This is a genomic window from Serratia sp. PL17, assembly GCF_017832355.1.
In the GTDB taxonomy this organism is placed as follows: Bacteria; Pseudomonadota; Gammaproteobacteria; order Enterobacterales; family Enterobacteriaceae; genus Serratia.
In genome coordinates, this window is record NZ_JAFIBY010000009.1 from 152,806 (window position 1) to 170,777 (window position 17,972).

General features: G+C 54.6%; 15 protein-coding genes. 10 read left to right on the plus strand and 5 right to left on the minus strand.

Annotation, left to right across the window (positions count from 1 at the left end):
- Positions 1–3 precede the first annotated feature (3 nt).
- Positions 4–630 carry a response regulator gene (locus JOE25_RS23125; RefSeq protein WP_209639304.1) on the minus strand — a complete coding sequence of 209 codons (627 nt, stop codon included), beginning with the start codon at positions 628–630 and terminating at the stop codon, positions 4–6.
- Between the two features lie 249 nt (positions 631–879).
- On the opposite strand from JOE25_RS23125, the gene JOE25_RS23130 reads away from it, so the two are divergent.
- The gene (locus JOE25_RS23130) at positions 880–1,503 is read left to right on the plus strand and encodes a LuxR C-terminal-related transcriptional regulator (protein WP_209639307.1); all 624 of its coding nucleotides are present in this window, start codon (positions 880–882) and stop codon (positions 1,501–1,503) included.
- A 22-nt stretch (positions 1,504–1,525) separates the two neighbouring features.
- Here the strand turns inward: JOE25_RS23130 and JOE25_RS23135 are convergent, their stop codons facing one another.
- Positions 1,526–2,728: an NAD(P)/FAD-dependent oxidoreductase gene (locus tag JOE25_RS23135; RefSeq protein ID WP_209639310.1), complete on the minus strand. Its 1,203-nt coding sequence runs from the start codon at positions 2,726–2,728 to the stop codon at positions 1,526–1,528.
- A 345-nt stretch (positions 2,729–3,073) separates the two neighbouring features.
- Between JOE25_RS23135 and pitA the strand changes: the two genes are divergently transcribed.
- Positions 3,074–4,576, plus strand: coding sequence for an inorganic phosphate transporter PitA (pitA, locus tag JOE25_RS23140; RefSeq protein ID WP_209639313.1), 1,503 nt, complete (start codon positions 3,074–3,076; stop codon positions 4,574–4,576).
- Between the two features lie 73 nt (positions 4,577–4,649).
- Here pitA and uspB read toward each other — a convergent pair whose 3' ends face one another.
- A complete protein-coding gene (uspB, locus tag JOE25_RS23145; RefSeq protein ID WP_061808549.1) occupies positions 4,650–4,985 on the minus strand; it encodes a universal stress protein UspB in 336 nt (111 codons plus the stop codon).
- A gap of 619 nt (positions 4,986–5,604) precedes the next feature.
- Here uspB and uspA point away from each other — a divergent pair.
- From uspA to JOE25_RS23185, 8 genes are all read left to right on the plus strand, one after another.
- Positions 5,605–6,051, plus strand: coding sequence for a universal stress protein UspA (gene uspA / locus JOE25_RS23150; RefSeq protein ID WP_012147365.1), 447 nt, complete (start codon positions 5,605–5,607; stop codon positions 6,049–6,051).
- Between the two features lie 321 nt (positions 6,052–6,372).
- A complete protein-coding gene (gdhA, locus tag JOE25_RS23155) occupies positions 6,373–7,716 on the plus strand; it encodes an NADP-specific glutamate dehydrogenase (protein WP_209639316.1) in 1,344 nt (447 codons plus the stop codon).
- Between the two features lie 338 nt (positions 7,717–8,054).
- Positions 8,055–9,041: an autoinducer 2 ABC transporter substrate-binding protein gene (locus JOE25_RS23160; protein WP_209639318.1), complete on the plus strand. Its 987-nt coding sequence runs from the start codon at positions 8,055–8,057 to the stop codon at positions 9,039–9,041.
- Between the two features lie 319 nt (positions 9,042–9,360).
- On the plus strand, positions 9,361–10,860 hold the full coding sequence (locus JOE25_RS23165; RefSeq protein WP_209639321.1) for a sugar ABC transporter ATP-binding protein: 1,500 nt from the start codon (positions 9,361–9,363) through the stop codon (positions 10,858–10,860).
- Complete coding sequence (locus tag JOE25_RS23170; RefSeq protein ID WP_209639324.1) at positions 10,853–11,842, plus strand: ABC transporter permease; 990 nt, start codon at positions 10,853–10,855, stop codon at positions 11,840–11,842. Before JOE25_RS23165 ends, JOE25_RS23170 begins: the two co-directional genes overlap by 8 nt.
- Before the next feature lies 1 nt (position 11,843).
- A complete protein-coding gene (locus JOE25_RS23175; RefSeq protein ID WP_209639328.1) occupies positions 11,844–12,797 on the plus strand; it encodes an ABC transporter permease in 954 nt (317 codons plus the stop codon).
- A gap of 30 nt (positions 12,798–12,827) precedes the next feature.
- Positions 12,828–14,465, plus strand: coding sequence for an FGGY-family carbohydrate kinase (locus tag JOE25_RS23180; protein WP_209639331.1), 1,638 nt, complete (start codon positions 12,828–12,830; stop codon positions 14,463–14,465).
- A complete protein-coding gene (locus tag JOE25_RS23185; RefSeq protein WP_209639334.1) occupies positions 14,465–15,064 on the plus strand; it encodes an SIS domain-containing protein in 600 nt (199 codons plus the stop codon). The genes JOE25_RS23180 and JOE25_RS23185 overlap by 1 nt, the downstream gene beginning before the upstream one ends.
- Positions 15,065–15,127: 63 nt before the next feature.
- Here JOE25_RS23185 and JOE25_RS23190 read toward each other — a convergent pair whose 3' ends face one another.
- Entirely contained in the window at positions 15,128–17,026 is a 1,899-nt protein-coding gene (locus tag JOE25_RS23190) for a 5'-nucleotidase C-terminal domain-containing protein (RefSeq protein ID WP_209639337.1), read from the minus strand.
- A 193-nt stretch (positions 17,027–17,219) separates the two neighbouring features.
- On the minus strand, positions 17,220–17,972 hold the full coding sequence (rsmJ, locus tag JOE25_RS23195; RefSeq protein ID WP_209639340.1) for a 16S rRNA (guanine(1516)-N(2))-methyltransferase RsmJ: 753 nt from the start codon (positions 17,970–17,972) through the stop codon (positions 17,220–17,222).

Below are 17,972 nucleotides of genomic sequence, written 5' to 3' on the forward strand. Positions count from 1 at the left end.
GTATTAGTCCAGATTATGTCTTTGAGTAAAGTCGTAAATCTCGACCATGTTTTTTAACCCGAGCTTGCTCATCAGCCGACTTTTATAGGTACTGACGGTTTTATCGCTAATATTCATTTCCCTGGCAATTTCTACGACCTTCATCCCCCGAGCCAGATAGCGTAATACGTCCAGCTCTTTCGCAGAAAGCTCCGCCATTTTGCCCTTGCCGCTATCTTTCAGGCCCGAAACCGCATCGAGACGGGCAAGGTTGCGAGGAAAATAGCCATAACCACCACGAATGGCTCGCACGGCATCACTCAGCTCCGACAGGTTATTACGCTTGCTCAGAAATCCGTCCGCTCCGGCACTGGCGCAGCGGCGAATGTAGTGATCGCCCTCTTTACCGGTCAGCACCAGAATTCCGCCGTTAAAACCGTTAGCTCGCAGCCTTTGCACCACATCGATACCGTTGACCGAAACAATGTCGATATCAACAATCAGCAAATCCGGACTCAATTGCTTTGCCAACTGAATAGCGTGCAGACCGTCCTCGGTTTCGGCTACGACCGTCAGGTTCTCCTTCTCCAGCACCATTCGGACGGCCAACCGTGCGACAGGGTGGTCATCGACAATCAGTACATTTTTCATTTTTTTATCCTGATTACTGAAAGCAAAAGCCGGGAAATATAATAGTTAGTCTTTAAATATCAGTATAATAGAACTTCCCTGACAAGCAATCTTCCACGCTGTAATCCATGCCCTACCACACTTTCATTCTTTGACTACGGGCAAAACATCGTCGGCCGATACAATCGACCGGGCCTATTTCGCATACTGAGAATAGTAAACCCGTTGATAGATAGATAGTTATTCTTTGAGGCTGGGAAGGGCCCAATAATGTTCAATGAATTATATGCAGGGAAGGAAGTTGGGGAGGGTAAAAAGCATATTTTACTGTTCGACCGTTGCCAGTATACCGCTCAAGGCCTGCGTGCTTTGTGCGAAAATACATTGAATGCAACTATTACTATTATGAGCGGAGCCCACAGTTCGCAGCAAATGTCAGCACTGATCATCAACAGTCAGATCGATATGGTGATTTGCGGCATGAGCGGCCAGCCTGAAGATTTTTTGCGGCTGTTAACTATCCCGTCCCATCTCGCGACATGTAAATATATTTTGCTCACGAACAAAAGTTCTTCGGCACTCAACAATACGTTCCGTACCGCAGGTTTTTGTGCCGTACTCAATAAAAATATGCCGATTAATGCACTAAACACAAGAGTGCAAAAGATCCTGCTCGGTCCTCCGCCTTTTCGCAGAACGGAAATAGACCCTAAACTTTATTTGTCTACAGAGCGCCAGATATTAGGCGCTCTGCTAAAGGGCGAACGGCCGGCCATCATTGCCCACAGGATGGGGATCTCATACCGTGCAGTCAGCCGTTTCAAGCAAAACGCGCTGCGTAGAGCCGGGTTGAAAAGTCTCAATGAAATTCTGTTGCCCGGACCGCACCGGTGACGTTTCACCTGATGATCAGACTTTACGATCTCGGCACCGCCGCCAGCGCCTGAGCGCAGGCCCAGGCTGAGCTCCAGGCCCACTGGAAGTTATATCCCCCCAGCCACCCTGTCACATCCACCACTTCACCAATGAAATACAGACCCGGCACCTTGGCAGCTTCCATGGTCTTGGAAGAGAGCGCTTTGGTGTCTACGCCACCGAGCGTCACTTCCGCCGTGCGATAACCTTCGGTGCCGTTAGGCTGTACACGCCAGTTTTGTAATGTTTCCACCAGCGCAGCCTGCTGCGTCGGGTTTAGCTGTTTGAGCGTGGCTTCCGGCAGTTGCCCCAACGTCTGTAAACACTCCACCAAGCGCTTTGGCAGGTGCAGCGCCAGGGTATTCTTCAGGCTTTGGTTAGGATGAGCCTGACGTTGCTCATTGAGGAAGCCCGCCAAATCAAGCGCAGGAAGTAAGTTAACGCTCACAAACTCACCAGGTTGCCAGTAGCTGGACAGCTGCAGTACCGCCGGGCCAGACAGGCCGCGATGGGTAAACAGAATGCTTTCTCGGAAGCTGACGCCGTTTTCTGCGGTGATCACCGCCGGCACAGACACACCGGACAAGGTCTGTAGGTGCTCCAGCAGCGGTTTATGCAGCGTGAAAGGCACCAGCGCGGCGCGCGTTGGCAGCACCTTCAGGCCAAACTGTTCGGCCAACTTGTAGCCAAAGGGTGAAGCGCCCAGGCCCGGCATCGACAGACCGCCGCTGGCCACTACAAGTGAGCGAGCCCTTACTTTATCGCCATTCAGCGTCAACTCGAAGCCATCCGCGGTTTTTTCCACGCTCAGCACTTCGCTGCGCAGACGGGTCGTCACCTGGCCCAACTCACATTCTTTGACCAGCAGTTCGACCACTTGCTGTGCCGAGTCATCGCAGAACAGTTGCCCCAGCGTTTTCTCGTGATAGGCGATGCCATAGCGGTTGATCAGATCGATAAAATCCCACTGGGTGTAACGCGCCAATGCCGACTTACAGAAATGTGGGTTATTCGACAGGTAAGCGGCCGGTTCCGTGTACATATTGGTAAAGTTACAGCGCCCGCCGCCGGACATCAGGATTTTACGCCCCGGTTTTTTGCCGTTGTCGAGCAGCAGCACCCGGCAACCCAGTTGCCCTGCCTGAGCCGCGCAAAACATACCCGCTGCGCCCGCACCTATTACCACGACATCAAACTGTTCCACCTGCGCCTCTCTGAATATCCCCTGCATACTTGAAGCTGCAGCTCCAATTATTTTGGGTGTAAAAACCACAATCGCGACAAAAGGCCGCCATATTACGCCGTTTCGCCACCGGTAACCGGCAACTTTACGGCGGCAGATTGTAAAGCCATGACGCCGGCAACGCCATAGTAAGAAAATATTACAACGAGCCAGACAGCATAACGCGCTGATATTTCATATCTTTGTCATATCGGTGCCATCGTTTCGTCATATCTAAATCAAAAAAACGTCATATTTTCCTTTTCCCCGGCCCCGGTTGTCACTGATAATGCGCGGCGTTCATGTCCACAAACTGGCGTAACGCTTATGCTGCATTTGTTCGCTGGCCTGGATTTCCATACCGGCCTGATGTTAATTCTCGCATTGTTGTTCGTGTTGTTTTATGAAGCCATCAATGGTTTTCATGACACGGCCAATGCGGTTGCTACAGTAATCTATACCCGTGCCATGCGCTCGCAACTTGCGGTCGTGATGGCTGGTTTGTTTAACTTTCTTGGCGTTATGCTCGGCGGTTTGAGTGTTGCTTACGCCATTGTTCATCTGTTGCCAACAGATCTGTTGTTGAACGTCAGTTCAGCACACGGATTAGCCATGGTGTTCTCCATGCTGCTGGCGGCTATCATCTGGAACCTCGGCACCTGGTATTTCGGTCTGCCGGCTTCCAGCTCCCATACGCTGATTGGCGCAATTATTGGTGTGGGTTTGACCAACGCACTGATGACACACACTTCGGTGGTGGATGCGCTTAACGTCCCGAAAATGATTGGTATTTTCCTGTCATTGCTCATCTCGCCGCTGGTTGGCATGATGGTCGCCGGGTTGATGGTGTTTGCCTTGCGCCGCTATTGGAGTGGCACCAAGAAACGCCAGCGTATCCACATGACCCCTGCGGAACGTGAAAAGGTCGACGGCAAACGTAAGCCGCCGTTCTGGACGCGCATCGCATTGATCCTGTCGGCTATTGGCGTCAGCTTCTCGCATGGCGCTAACGACGGCCAGAAAGGTATCGGCCTGATTATGCTGGTGCTGATCGGCGTGGCGCCAGCGGGTTTCGTGCTCAATATGAATGCAACCGGCTATGACATCACCCGTACACGTGATGCCGTTGCCCACCTGCAGCAATATTACCAACAGCACGGTGATGCCTTGTCGCATGTGGTCGCTCTCACTCCGTTGGTGCCAAGCCCGGACGAGGACGTATCGTCGGATAAACCCGCCGAGTTCCACTGTGACAGTGCCCGCGCTATGCCGGCGATTCAGCTTGCTTCCGGCTTGCTGAACAACCTGCAAAGTTACGATCAACTGACGGTAGATCAGCGCAGCCATCTGCGTCGCCTGCTGATGTGCGTAACGGATACTGCAGACAAGATCGCTAAGCTGCCTGAAACCTCAAGCCAGGACCAACGTTTCCTGAAAAACCTGCGTCAAGATCTGCTGCAAACCGTTGAGTATGCACCGATCTGGATTATCGTCGCGGTTGCTCTGGCGTTGTCACTCGGCACCATGGTGGGTTGGCAGCGTGTGGCGACCACCATTGGCGAGAAAATCGGTAAGAAAGGCATGACTTACGCCCAAGGCGTGTCGGCTCAGATGACCGCAGCCTTGTCGATTGGTGTTGCCAGCTATACCGGCATGCCCGTGTCCACTACCCACGTACTCTCTTCGGCGGTTGCCGGGACGATGATCGTGGACGGCGGCGGCGTGCAAAGCAAAACCGTGAAGAACATCCTGTTGGCCTGGTTACTGACCTTGCCGATCTCGATACTGCTTTCCGGTTCACTGTATTGGTTGGCACTTAAGCTGATCTAAGCAGTTTGCTCCATGAGAAAGGCGGCCCTGGTGGCCGCCTTTTCTTTGTCTGCTACGCGGAAAACAAACGGCCTTAATACCAGATCATCAGCGCGATAAGGCTGATAAACACCAGCCCGCTCAGGGCGGACGTCAACATAAACTGCCCGCGCACCCGCTCACAGCGGCGAATAAATTCCGGATCATGATGCTCGACATAGCGCTGCGAGAAGATATAGCGCACCAACCTTATCTGTTTGCTCGGCTGGCCATGAGCGGTAAAGAAGCCGCCACCGTCGACATATTGGTACAGCAGCGGGTCGCAGCCGCGCAGAACCACCAGCAGCGCACGCAGAGAAGAGTAATACCGCACCATGTTTAACACACACACCACACACAGAGCCCAAAATAGCGCGACGGTACTGATCATGATTGCCTCCTCAAGGCGTTGTTATCCACGGCGCTCCGCCGGGTCCAACTGCCCTACCTCTATACACGCATTACTGCTGGAGCCTACCGCTCCGATCCCCTTGTCACCGCACAGGCCGCGCATAACCCACCGCCTCTGGAGACAGCCTATCGCCATGCGGATACCTATCGCGCAGCTTTAGCTCAGAGGGGAAATGATAAGGCCCATAGTCATTATTGTAGGTTAACGAAACACAAACTGGCCTGAGCAGTAGATAAAATTTACCGCAACCCGCCATTTTGTCATCTGCCGATGGGTTATAACTCATAACCGCCCTGACAGACGCTGACGGTCTTTTCTTCTGTCCAAAGGGGTATTTAGGGCTATACTCTGTTCAAGAATGCTTATATTTCAATCGGTCAACCTTCACGCAGCCCTATAGGCGATAGGATTTCCTGCCTGGTGGGTGTACAACTGACTGAGTAGAGATAAAGAGATTTTTTGATGCGATGCAGTGTGATCGCCCCAACATATCATTACGTTATCTGAATGATAAAATGCAGGTAAACCTGAAGCGCCAGGCTGGTACGCTGAATGCCTGCTAACCTTTTAATCGGCATTATATGGAAGGAGTATTCTCATGGCTTACAAACACATTCTGATCGCGGTAGACCTATCACCAGAGAGCAAAATCCTGGTGGAAAAAGCCGTATCTATGGCGCGTCCGTACAACGCCAAAGTTTCCCTGATCCACGTAGATGTTAACTATTCCGACCTGTACACCGGCCTGATCGACGTTAATCTCGGCGACATGCAGAAACGTATCTCGGAAGAAACGCACCACGCGTTGACCGAGTTGTCACAAAATGCCGGCTATCCGATTACTGAAACCCTGAGCGGCAGTGGCGATTTGGCGCAGGTGCTGGTCGATGCCATCAAGAAATACGATATGGACCTGGTACTCTGTGGCCACCATCAGGATTTCTGGAGCAAGCTGATGTCCTCCGCACGTCAGTTGATCAACACCGTGCACATCGACATGCTGATTGTGCCGTTGCGTGACGAAGACGAAAAAGCCGAAGACTAAGTAAGCGCACACTAACTTAATTAGCCTACGCCCGCTTTCGCGGGCGTTTTTTGTTCCACCGCCATCATTAATCGCTTGATAATCAACCGCCCTCCAATGATATAGTCGCTAAAGACACAACATCCTCCCCCAGAGGTTATCCATGCCCATATTTATAAAAATAATGGGGGAAAAATCACGCTATACCCAATCGCTTACAGGTTACAGCCAGGTGGCAAACGCATGAATCCCCAAGAGCTTGGCTATATCAAGTGGCTGGGGTGAGGGCGGGAAGCCAACCACGCCGTAGTGTGGAAGACGAAGGGTAAAAAGGAGTTATCCATGGAAAATGCTTCATCGGTAGAATCATTCCTGTCTTCGTTACAACAGCATAATCCCCATCAGCCGGAATATTTGCAGGCAGTCAGAGAGGTTTTCACCTCGCTGTGGCCGTTTATCGAGCGCAACCCGCGCTATCGCGAATATGCACTGCTGGAACGCTTGGTGGAGCCAGAGCGCACCATCCAGTTCCGCGTCAGTTGGGTAGACGATCGCGGCCAGGTGCAGGTCAACCGTGCCTGGCGCGTGCAGTTCAACTCCGCCATCGGCCCCTACAAAGGCGGTATGCGCTTCCACCCATCGGTGAATTTGTCGATTCTGAAATTCCTTGGCTTTGAGCAGACGTTTAAAAATGCGCTGACCACCCTGCCAATGGGCGGCGGAAAAGGCGGTTCGGACTTTGACCCCAAAGGCAAAAGCCAGGCAGAGATCATGCGTTTCTGCCAGGCACTGATGACAGAGCTGTATCGCCATCTGGGGCCAGATACCGACGTGCCTGCCGGGGATATCGGCGTTGGCGGCCGGGAGGTCGGCTTTATGAGCGGCATGATGAAAAAACTGTCCAACAACACTGCCTGCGTGTTTACCGGCAAAGGGCTGTCATTTGGCGGCAGTCTGATTCGCCCGGAGGCTACCGGCTATGGGTTGGTGTACTTTACCGACGCTATGCTGCAACGCCATGGGCTAGGTTTTGAAGGCATGCGAGTCGCCGTTTCCGGTTCAGGTAACGTGGCGCAGTACACCATTGAGAAGGCGCTGGAGCTGGATGCGCGTGTGATCACCGTGTCAGACTCCGGTGGCACGCTGGTCGATGAGGCCGGTTTCACTACCGAAAAACTGGCCCATTTGGCGGAGATCAAGAACCAGCGCTATGGCCGGGTGGAAGATTACGCCCGCGAGCGCGGTCTGACGTATCTGGCCGGTCAGCAGCCGTGGAGCGTGCCGGTGGATATCGCCCTACCTTGCGCCACCCAAAATGAGCTGGATCTGGACGCCGCGCAGATGCTGATCCGCAACGGCGTGAAAGCCGTGGCTGAGGGCGCCAATATGCCAACCACCATTCAGGCAACCGATGCATTCCTGGACGCCGGCGTGCTGTTTGCGCCAGGCAAGGCCGCCAACGCCGGTGGCGTGGCGACGTCTGGTTTAGAGATGGCGCAGAATGCCGCACGCATTGGCTGGCGGGCGGAGAAAGTGGATGTACGTTTACAACATATCATGGCGGATATTCATCAATCCTGTGTGGAATATGGCGGTGAAGGGAAGCAAACTCACTACGTACACGGCGCCAATATCGCTGGATTCGTCAAAGTCGCCGACGCCATGCTGGCACAGGGCGTGCTCTAACATCGCTGTAAGGTGATCTTGTTCACACAACCGATAAATGCTTCAATGCCGGCCCCCAGGCCGGCGTTTTTACCCCCTCAACATCCCCGCATCGACACTCATTTTGTTTCTTATTTGTTATTTTTAGTTTAATTAATTGTTAATTTTATGGTGTTTTTACGTGGTAAAATTACCACCCCTAAATTATTAAACATTTAATTAACATTAAAACCGTCATAATTTTACCTAAATGTGTGTAGATCACACTTCCCTAACTCTCGTTACGCGCCCTCTTCCATTCCTTTGTAATCTGCTCCGGTGGAATAAAACCACCCCTACAGATAAAAAAGGTACAGCGAATGAAATTTAACCTCGCATTATTAAATGCATGTGTGGTTTCTGCGTGCATGTTATCGACAACACCTGCCTTAGCGGCTGAAAAGTACGAGATTGCCGTGGTCGCCAAAGTGACCGGCATTCCCTGGTTTAACCGTATGGAAGTCGGCGTCAATGACGCGGCCAAAAAGCTCGATGTGAATGCCTATCAGACCGGGCCTTCTACCCCAGATCCTGCCGCACAGGTCAAAGTGATTGAAGACCTGATCGCCAAGAACGTTAACGCCATCATCGTCGTACCCAACGACGCCAAGGTACTGGAGCCGGTACTGAAGAAGGCACGTGAGAAAGGCATCGTGGTGCTGACGCATGAATCACCGGATCAGCAGATTGGCCAGTGGGACATTGAAACCATCGACAGCGAGAAGTATGCACAGGCCAACGTCGATGAGCTGGCAAAAGACATGGGCGGCAAAGGCGGTTATGCCATTTACGTCGGGTCACTGACCGTGCCGTTGCACAACGCGTGGGCGGATTCCGCCATCAAGTACCAGAAAGCCAAATACCCGGACATGTTCGAGGTCACTTCGCGCCTGCCGGTGGCGGAAAGCATCGATAAATCCTACGCCACCACGCTGGATTTGATGAAAACCTACCCGCAGATGAAAGGCATTATCGGTTTCGGCTCTCTCGGCCCGATCGGTGCCGGCCAGGCAGTCGCCAAGAAGCGCGCCAAGGACAAGATTGCCGTAGTCGGTATTGCCATGCCGGCACAGGCTGCACCTTACCTGGTACGCGGTGACATCAAGAAAGCGCTGCTGTGGGACCCGAAAGACGCGGGTTATGCGCTGGTGACGGTCGCCGATCAGTTGTTACAGGGCAAAGAAGTGACGAAAGACTTGTCGATCGAAGGGTTGGGTAAAGCCGACGTCGATATGGATAAGAAAGTGATTCGGTTTAATAAAATTCTTGAAGTCACCAAAGATAATGCCAAATCGCTAGGTTTCTAATTTTATCCACTGTCTTTCACGTTACAGCGGTAGCACATTGCTACTCTCGCTCCAGTTACTGTAGGGGACGAATATATTCGTCCCAATTGATGCGGGCGCAGCATGCAGCGCCCCTACAATACCTGGGGATGAGTGAGCTAGGCGCCTGGCTGTGCTGTACAGGGATGTACAAATGCCGCGAGCGCATGGACGCGCTAGAGCGGCCAACTTGAAATTCATAGGGTAGGATTGATTACGCCACACCGGGAAAGTTATTAAATAACGTCGGTGCGCAGCCTACCGCGCCCGACAATAATAAAAACCTGCACAGGTTAACGCTATGGCTACATCCTCCGCATTTATTACCCTGGAGAATATCAGTAAAAAATTCCCAGGGGTGCTGGCATTGGACCAGATCAACCTGACGCTAAATATTGGCGAAGTGCACTGCCTGGCCGGACAAAATGGCTGTGGCAAAAGCACCATAATTAAAATTATTTCCGGCGTTTATCAGCCGGAAAAAGGCGCCAATATTTCGTTGGAAGGAAAACTCTTTCATTCCCTGACACCGCAGTTGTCTGGCTATTACGGTATTCAGGTGATTTATCAAGATCTGTCTTTATTCCCCAACCTGACCGTGGCGGAAAATATCGCCATTCACCGTTATCTGCCGGGCGGCCATTTCTGGGTGCGAAAACGGGTTATGCGCCAGACGGCACTGGACGCCATGGCACGCGTCGGCGTGCATATCGATCCCGACGCGAAAGTCGAAAAACTGTCGATTGCCGACCGCCAACTGGTGGCGATTTGCCGCGCCATTGCCGCCGAAGCACGGCTGGTGATCATGGATGAACCCACTGCCTCACTCACACGCCAAGAGGTCGACGGCCTGCTGCGGGTCGTTAACGAGCTGAAAGCAGCAGGCATCTGCGTGGTGTTTGTCAGCCACCGACTGGACGAAGTGATGGAAGTCGCCGACCGTATCAGCGTAATGCGCGACGGTAAACTGGTCGGCACTTACCCGGCAAGCCAGCTGGACAGCCATGAGCTGGCGTTCCTGATGACCGGCCAACGCTTCCACTACAGCCAACTGCCCGCGCTGCCACCGACCGACAGCGCTCCCTTGCTTGAGGTTCGCAACCTGAGCCGGCAAGGAAAATATCAGGCGATTAATCTGTCACTCCACGGCGGCGAGATCGTCTCGATCGTCGGGTTACTTGGCGCGGGCCGTACCGAGCTTTGCCTTAGCCTGTTCGGCATGACGCGTCCGGACAGCGGTGAAATCAGGATAGGCGGCCAGCCGGTGCAACTGCATAACAACCGCGAAGCTGTACGTCATGGGATCGGCTATGTGTCTGAGGATCGCCTGACGCAAGGGCTGATCATGGATCAGTCGATCTACGACAACACCATCGTCACGGTGTTTGATCAATTGCACACCTCACTCGGGCTGCTGGATCACGCCAAAGCCACAGAGTTGGTCAATCGGCTGATCCGCGATCTGAACATTAAAGTTTCCGACAGCGCGTTGCCGGTCAAAACCCTGTCAGGCGGCAATGCCCAACGCATCGCTATCGCCAAGTGGGTCGCGACCAAACCGAAGATTTTGATCCTCGATTCCCCCACCGTGGGGGTCGATATCGCTAACAAAGAGGGGATCTACCAGATCGCCAAAGATCTGGCCGCACTCGGCATGGCCGTATTGATGATCTGCGATGAGATCCCAGAAGCCTACTACAACAGCCATCGGGTGATGGTGATGCGTAAAGGCGAGCTGATCGCCGAATTTTCGCCGCACCAGAGTACCGAACAACAGATCGCCGAGGTGGTGAATGGATAAGTCATTACTGGCCCGCCTGGCTGGCCGGCACGAGTTTTACCTTGGCTTGTTGGTGTTACTGCTGGCCATTGGCCTGAGCGTCAGCACCAGCGAATTTCTGACGCTGGGCAACCTGACCGATGTTGCCACCAGCTATGCCATTCTCGGCATCCTCGCCTGCGGCCTTTTCGTGGTGTTGATTGCCGGGGGTATCGATATTTCGTTCCCGGCCATCACCGCCATCGCCCAGTATGTGATGGCCAGTTGGGTGATTCAGCACGGCGGCGGCTTCCCATTGGCCTTTGGCCTGGCGATCGGCGTCGGCTTGCTGCTGGGCCTGGTGAACGGTTTTCTGGTTTACTGGCTGAAGGTGCCGGCGATCATCATCACCATTGCCACACTGAACCTGTTCTACGGCCTGTTGGTGTATGCCACCAAGGGTACCTGGTTATACGGTTTCCCCGACTGGTTTATGGATGGCATCAGCTGGTTTTCGTTCCAGGGGAGTGACGGCTATGACTATGGCCTGACGCTGCCGCTACTGTGCCTGCTGGCGGTGATTATCGTCACTGGCGTGCTGATGAACTTTACCCGCCTTGGTCGCCAGATCTTCGCCATGGGCGGCAACCGCGATGCCGCGTCGCGCCTGGGGCTAAACCTGCTGCGGTTGCATTTCTACGTTTACGGCTACATGGGCATTCTGGCGGGCATCGCCGCCGTGGTGCAGGCACAGATCACCCAGTCGGTGGCGCCCAATTCCCTGCTCGGCTTTGAGTTGACGGTGCTGGCGGCGGTGGTGCTGGGCGGTACCAGCATGACGGGCGGTCGCGGTTCACTGACCGGCACGCTGCTCGGTGTGGTACTGCTGGCTTTCCTGCAGAACGGTTTGACGCTGCTCAGCGTATCGGCCTATTGGCACCAGGTGTTCAGCGGTGCGATCATTTTGATCAGCATCAGCAGCACCGCCTGGAATGAAAAACGTAAGCTGGCCAAGGAGCTATGACATGACTCAGTTAACCCGCCTGATCCCGAACGATCGGATCATCCGCCTGCAGAGTGCGATCATTGTCGTTGTGGCGCTGCTGTTCGCCGGGCTGCTTGGATCGCGCTTCTTCAGTCTCGGCAATTTCCAGTCGATCGCCTCGCAGTTACCGATCCTCGGCATGCTGGCGCTCGGCATGGGCATTACCATGCTGACCGGCGGCATCAACTTGTCGATTATCGCCGGTGCCAACGCCTGCTCACTGGTGATGGCTGCCATTATTGTCAGCCATCCGGATCACCCCCTGTTCCTGGTGCTAGCCCTGCTGGCCGGGCTGCTGGTTGCCGTCGCCATTGGTGCACTTAACGGTGTGCTGGTGGCCTGGATCGGCGTTTCGCCGATTCTCGCATCGCTCGGCACCATGACGCTGATCACCGGCCTGAATATATTGCTGTCCAACGGGGCGGTGATCTCCGGCTTCCCGGCAGCGATTCAGTATCTGGGTAATGGCAGCCTGCTCGGCATCCCGGTGGCGCTGCTGCTGTTCCTGCTGGTCGCCGTTGGCCTGTGGCTGCTGCTGGAACACACCACGCTGGGGCGGAGCCTGTATTTAATCGGCTCCAACGAGCAAGCCACCCGTTTTAGCGGGGTGAACACGGCCAGAGTGCAAATCGCGGTCTATATCCTGTCCGCCCTGCTCGGTTGGGGCGCGGCGCTGCTGATGATGGCCAAATTCAACTCGGCCAAGGCCGGTTACGGCGAATCCTACCTGTTGGTGACCATTCTGGCTTCGGTGCTAGGCGGCATTAACCCAGACGGCGGGTTTGGTCGGGTGCTCGGCTTGGTGCTGGCGCTGATCGTGCTGCAAATGCTGGAAAGTGGTCTCAACCTGTTGGGCGTCAGTAGCTATCTGACCATGGCCCTGTGGGGTGCGGTGCTGATCTTGTTTATCGCGTTACAGAATCGAAAAGTTTAGGTTGCGGACACAACCTTTAGGAGAAAAATAATGGCGAGCTATTTTATTGGCGTAGACGTAGGCACCGGAAGTGCGCGCGCAGGGGTGTTCGATCTCAATGGCCACATGGTCGGGCAGGCCAGCCGGGCTATCGATTTGTACCGCCCGAAGGCGGACTTTGTTGAGCAGTCATCTGACAATATCTGGCAGGCGGTTTGCAACGCAGTGCGTGATGCGGTCAACCAGGCCGACATCAACCCCATTCAGGTCAAAGGGTTGGGCTTTGACGCCACCTGCTCTCTGGTGGTGCTGGACAAAGAAGGCCAACCGCTGACCGTCAGCCCATCCGGCCGTACCGAACAGAATATTATTGTGTGGATGGATCACCGGGCCATCACTCAGGCCGAGCGTATTAACGCCACCAAACACCGGGTGCTGGATTTCGTCGGCGGCATCATTTCGCCGGAGATGCAGACCCCCAAAATGCTGTGGTTGAAGCAGCATATGCCGACCACCTGGGCCAATGCGGGTTACCTGTTCGACCTGCCGGACTTCCTCACCTGGCGTGCCACCCAGGACGCCACCCGTTCGCTGTGTTCGACGGTATGTAAATGGACTTATCTTGGTCATGAACAGCGCTGGGACAAAAGCTATTTCAAACAAATTGGGTTGGAGGACGTGCTAGAGCACGATGCGGCCAAGATCGGCAGCGACGTCAAAATGATGGGCGAACCGCTCGGCCACGGCCTGACTCAGCGTGCCGCCAGTGAAATGGGGCTGATCGCCGGCACGGCGGTCAGCGTGTCGATTATCGATGCCCATGCCGGCACCCTCGGCACGCTGGGCGCCACCGGAGCCTCCGGTGAAGTGGCAGACTTTAACCGCCGCGTCGCACTGATCGGCGGCACCTCCACCGGCCATATGGCCATGTCACGCACCGCCCGGTTTATTCCCGGCGTGTGGGGGCCCTATTACTCGGCCATTCTGCCGGAATACTGGTTGAATGAAGGCGGCCAGTCCGCCACCGGTGCACTGATTGACCACGTCATCCAGTCGCACCCGTGTTATCAGGAACTGTTGGCGCAGGCAAAAACGCAGGGTCAGACCATCTATGAAGTGCTGAACGCCCTGCTGCGCCGTATGGCTGGCGAGCCGGAGGATATTGCCTACCTGACCAAAGACATTCATATGCTGCCGTATTTCCACGGCAACCGCTCGCCGCGCGCCAATCCGACGCTGACCGGCACCCTGACCGGGCTAAAACTGTCCCGCACGCCGGAAGACATGGCGCTGCATTATCTGGCAACGATCCAGGCCATTGCGCTCGGCACTCGCCATATTATTGAAACTATGAATCAAAGCGGTTACAGCATCGATACCATCATGGCCAGCGGTGGCGGCACCAAGAACCCAATCTTCGTGCAGGAACATGCCAATGCCACCGGCTGCGCCATGCTGTTGCCGGAAGAGAGCGAGGCGATGCTGTTGGGCGGCGCAATGATGGGAACCGTGGCCGCCGGGGTATTCGATACCCTGCCAGAAGCGATGAGCGCCATGAGCCGTATCGGTAAAACCGTCACGCCGCAAACCAACAAAATCAAACAATACTATGACCGTAAATACCGCGTGTTCCATGAGTTGTATAACGACCATATGAAATACCGCCAACTGATGCAGGAGGATGCCTGATGCAACAGGAATGGCAGCGGGCAACTGAGGCCTGGGCAATCTACAGCCGGGAGCTGGCTCAGTTGGGACAACGCATCGACGCGCAGACCTGGCAAAAGTTGCTGACGTTGTTGGCGGAGTGTCAGGGCAAAATTGTGGTCACTGGCGTCGGCACTTCCGGCATCGCGGCGCGCAAGATTGCCCATATGCTGGCCTGCGTGGAACGACCAGCCATTTATCTCAATGCCACCGACGCGGCACACGGCGATCTGGGTTTTCTGCGCAGTGATGATCTGATGATTTTGATTTCACGCGGGGGCAATTCCGATGAACTGACCCGCCTGTTACCCACGTTGCAAGCCAAGGGCGTACCGCTGATTGGCGTGACGGAAAACCCGGATTCGGCGATCGCCAAAGCCTCGCCATTGGTGATAAGCACAGGCGTGGAAAATGAAATAGATCCGCTGAATATGCTGGCAACGACCTCTATCGTGCTGGTATTGGCAATTTTCGATGCTGCCTGCGCCTGCCTGATGGAACGCAGTGGCTACGACAAAGAAACGCTGCTGGCGGTACACCCTGGAGGGGACGTCGGCAAGCGCCTGCTGGAGGGGAATTAAGCTTTAGCCGGTATGATGTGGGCTCAGCATGCTGAGCCCCTACGCATGCTGAGCCTGCGACTATCAGGCCTTATTAATCGCTTCAATAATCACTAACCGATCGCTCAGACGTTTTTTCTCCACCGGATCGCTGGCGGTGGCTAACTGTGCCTTCAACGCTGCCTGTTGCTGTTGGCGTGCTTGTGGCTCACCGATCAGTAGCTGTTTCACGTTGAATGACGCGACATTACCGTAACGCCCATCTTCGCTGGTTGGCACGCTGATTTTGCCGTCGTTCAGCAACTTTTCGACAATTTTACGCTCACGGTCATAACCTTCCAGCCCAACCAACTGCCAGCGCTGCACCGCCTGTCCCTGATACTGACCTTTTTTCACCTCGGTCAAATAACGGATAGTCAGATTGCGGATGGTGCCTGCCTCTTCGCCGTATTCCACCTTGCTGTCCGACAGGACCGGGAACTGCATGCCTTCCAACGCACCGCCTTTTTGCGTCAGGTGCCCCATGCGGTAACTGTTCATGCCCAGACGGATCGGCGTGCTGTCGGTCACTGGCGTGCCGTCGGCCATGCACAGATCGCGGATACGCTGCCCGGCCGGTTGGCGCAGGTCGATTTTGTAGGTCACGCCATCGAAGAAATCATTGGTGGAGTATTTTGACGCACGACGCTGCGGGTTGAAGCTGTAAGTCACATCGCCATCATGCAGTTGGTTAAAGTAACCTGCCGACCATTCCATGTACTTCTTCAATTCTTTGCCGCTGAGTTGATAGACGGTGATCTCACCGCCGGCATACTGGTAGTTAAAAGCGATGTCTTTGGCCGTGATCGTACCGACGTTCAATTTTGGTCGGTCGTTATCAATCTGCAACGCAATCACCTGCGCCTTAGGCGCATAGTAACGGCTGGCTTCCTGATACAGTTTGCTGATGCCGGTGTCCTGCACATGAACCTGCGGAATCCCCTTTACCGCATCCGGTGGTACCAGATCCTGGCCGGTCAGTTGAGCAATAGGTCGGTTGGCGTTCGCTCGCAGAATCTTGTGGTACGGCCGGTAAATCTCTTCCAGCTTTTTATCCGACGTGATGCCTTTGATCGGGTAGGTATAACTGTCTTTGTTGATCAGCACGTACTTGCCGTTGTGCTGCTCAAACTGTAAATCGATACGCGACAGTGCGCGGCCATATTTGTCCGGCTCGGTAACGATCACGCCGTTGATCACGTCTTTATCGACTTTCACGTGCATATGCCCGGCAACAATCGCCGCCAGTTCCGGGTTAGCGCGAGCAATGTCGCCCACACCGGTGCCTGGGCGTTGGTTTTCGTTGTCGATCCCCATGTGCGCGGCCAGCACAATGGCATCTACTTCACCCTGAATCTGCTGAATCACCTGCTTTACCGCCTGCACTGGGTCGGTAAAGTTGAGCCCTTTCACCCGGTCGGTGCCCTTGGCAAATTCTGCGGTCATCGGCGTATCCATGCCGATAATCCCGATTTTCACGCCTTGGCGTTCAATGATTTTATACGCCGGCAGGTAGGGTTTACCGCTGTCCCACAGAATGTTACCGGCCAATGCCGTGCCCTTGAACTGGTTCAGTGAGGTGGAAAGGGGTTTGAGGCCAAAGTCGAATTCATGGTTACCCATCACCCAAACGTCGTAGTTGAGCGCGTTAAAGCCGAGGATCATCGGGCTGGTTTTATCGTTCTTGAAGGTTTCGACAAAGTTACCCTGAAGGGTATCGCCAGCATCGACCAGGATCACATTCGGCTGCTGAGCGCGCACCTGATGCACCTGAGTCGCAATTTGGCTCAGGCTGCCGGCCAGGTTTTCGGTATCGGTTGAGTAATCCCAGGGCACAAAGGTGCCGTGCAGATCAGACGTGCCAAGAATGGTGATATTGACAGGTTCAGAGGCCATCGCAGAGGTACCCAGGCATAGCAAAGCGGCAAGGAGTGTCTTCTTCATATTTATCTAATTATAGGAAGGGAAATGAAAAGGAATCATGCGATCTGGAACACAAGCTTGCTAGTATCTTTGCAAGGTAAAAAATAAAATTGGGAGGTGGATCAATGAATACCTCCCTATTTCGCCCTCTATGCCCTAAATAATTGGCGTTGTATCAAGGCGGCTTGCAGGGACGCAGCATGCTGCGTCCAAATTACCGTGGATAGGGCATATAAATATCGAAACGGTGACTCTTGGTGGTCGAAGCCGCATGCGCCGGCACGTTAGCCAACGGCGGGGCGTAATCCGGGCGCTTTACCACTACGCGCTTGGTCGCCAGACGGCGTGCCGGTTCCAGCAGGCCATCGGCGTCATCGTCGCTGCCCACCAGCGACTGGAATACCCGCATTTCTTTCTTCACCAGCGCACTCTTCTGCTTGTGCGGGTACATCGGGTCCAGATACACGACCTCCGGCCGTGGCTCAATATCACCCAACGCCGTCAGGCTGGAAGCGTGCAACAACGTCATACGCTCACGCAACCACGGGCCGATTTCCGCATCCTGATAGCCGCGCTGTAGGCCATCGTCCAGCAATGCCGCCACCACAGGGTTACGTTCCAGCATCCGCACCTTGCAGCCCAGCGACGCCAGCACAAAAGCATCGCGCCCCAGACCGGCAGTGGCGTCCACCACGTCCGGCAGATAGCTGCCCTTGATGCCGACGGCCTTCGCCACAGCCTCACCCCGTCCGCCGCCAAATTTGCGCCGATGCGCCATAGCGCCGGAAATGAAATCGACGTAGATCGCCCCGAGTTTGGGTTCGTCACGCTTACGCAGCTCCAACCGTTCAGGCGTCAATACCAGCGCCATCAGCGCGTCGTCGTCCGAGGTTAACTGCCAGCGTTCCGCCAGAATAGACAAGGCGCCGGGATCGGCGCCTTCTTCACACAATAAACACACGCTCAC

Coding starts and splice junctions, on each gene's coding strand:
- JOE25_RS23130 (WP_209639307.1), top strand. CDS start 880: ATGTTCAATGAATTATATGCAGGGAAGGAAGTTGGGGAGGGTAAAAAG.
- JOE25_RS23190 (WP_209639337.1), bottom strand. CDS start 17,026: ATGAAGAAGACACTCCTTGCCGCTTTGCTATGCCTGGGTACCTCTGCG.
- uspB (WP_061808549.1), bottom strand. CDS start 4,985: ATGATCAGTACCGTCGCGCTATTTTGGGCTCTGTGTGTGGTGTGTGTG.
- JOE25_RS23175 (WP_209639328.1), top strand. CDS start 11,844: ATGACTCAGTTAACCCGCCTGATCCCGAACGATCGGATCATCCGCCTG.
- gdhA (WP_209639316.1), top strand. CDS start 6,373: ATGGAAAATGCTTCATCGGTAGAATCATTCCTGTCTTCGTTACAACAG.
- JOE25_RS23185 (WP_209639334.1), top strand. CDS start 14,465: ATGCAACAGGAATGGCAGCGGGCAACTGAGGCCTGGGCAATCTACAGC.
- uspA (WP_012147365.1), top strand. CDS start 5,605: ATGGCTTACAAACACATTCTGATCGCGGTAGACCTATCACCAGAGAGC.
- JOE25_RS23160 (WP_209639318.1), top strand. CDS start 8,055: ATGAAATTTAACCTCGCATTATTAAATGCATGTGTGGTTTCTGCGTGC.
- JOE25_RS23180 (WP_209639331.1), top strand. CDS start 12,828: ATGGCGAGCTATTTTATTGGCGTAGACGTAGGCACCGGAAGTGCGCGC.
- pitA (WP_209639313.1), top strand. CDS start 3,074: ATGCTGCATTTGTTCGCTGGCCTGGATTTCCATACCGGCCTGATGTTA.
- JOE25_RS23170 (WP_209639324.1), top strand. CDS start 10,853: ATGGATAAGTCATTACTGGCCCGCCTGGCTGGCCGGCACGAGTTTTAC.
- JOE25_RS23165 (WP_209639321.1), top strand. CDS start 9,361: ATGGCTACATCCTCCGCATTTATTACCCTGGAGAATATCAGTAAAAAA.
- JOE25_RS23125 (WP_209639304.1), bottom strand. CDS start 630: ATGAAAAATGTACTGATTGTCGATGACCACCCTGTCGCACGGTTGGCC.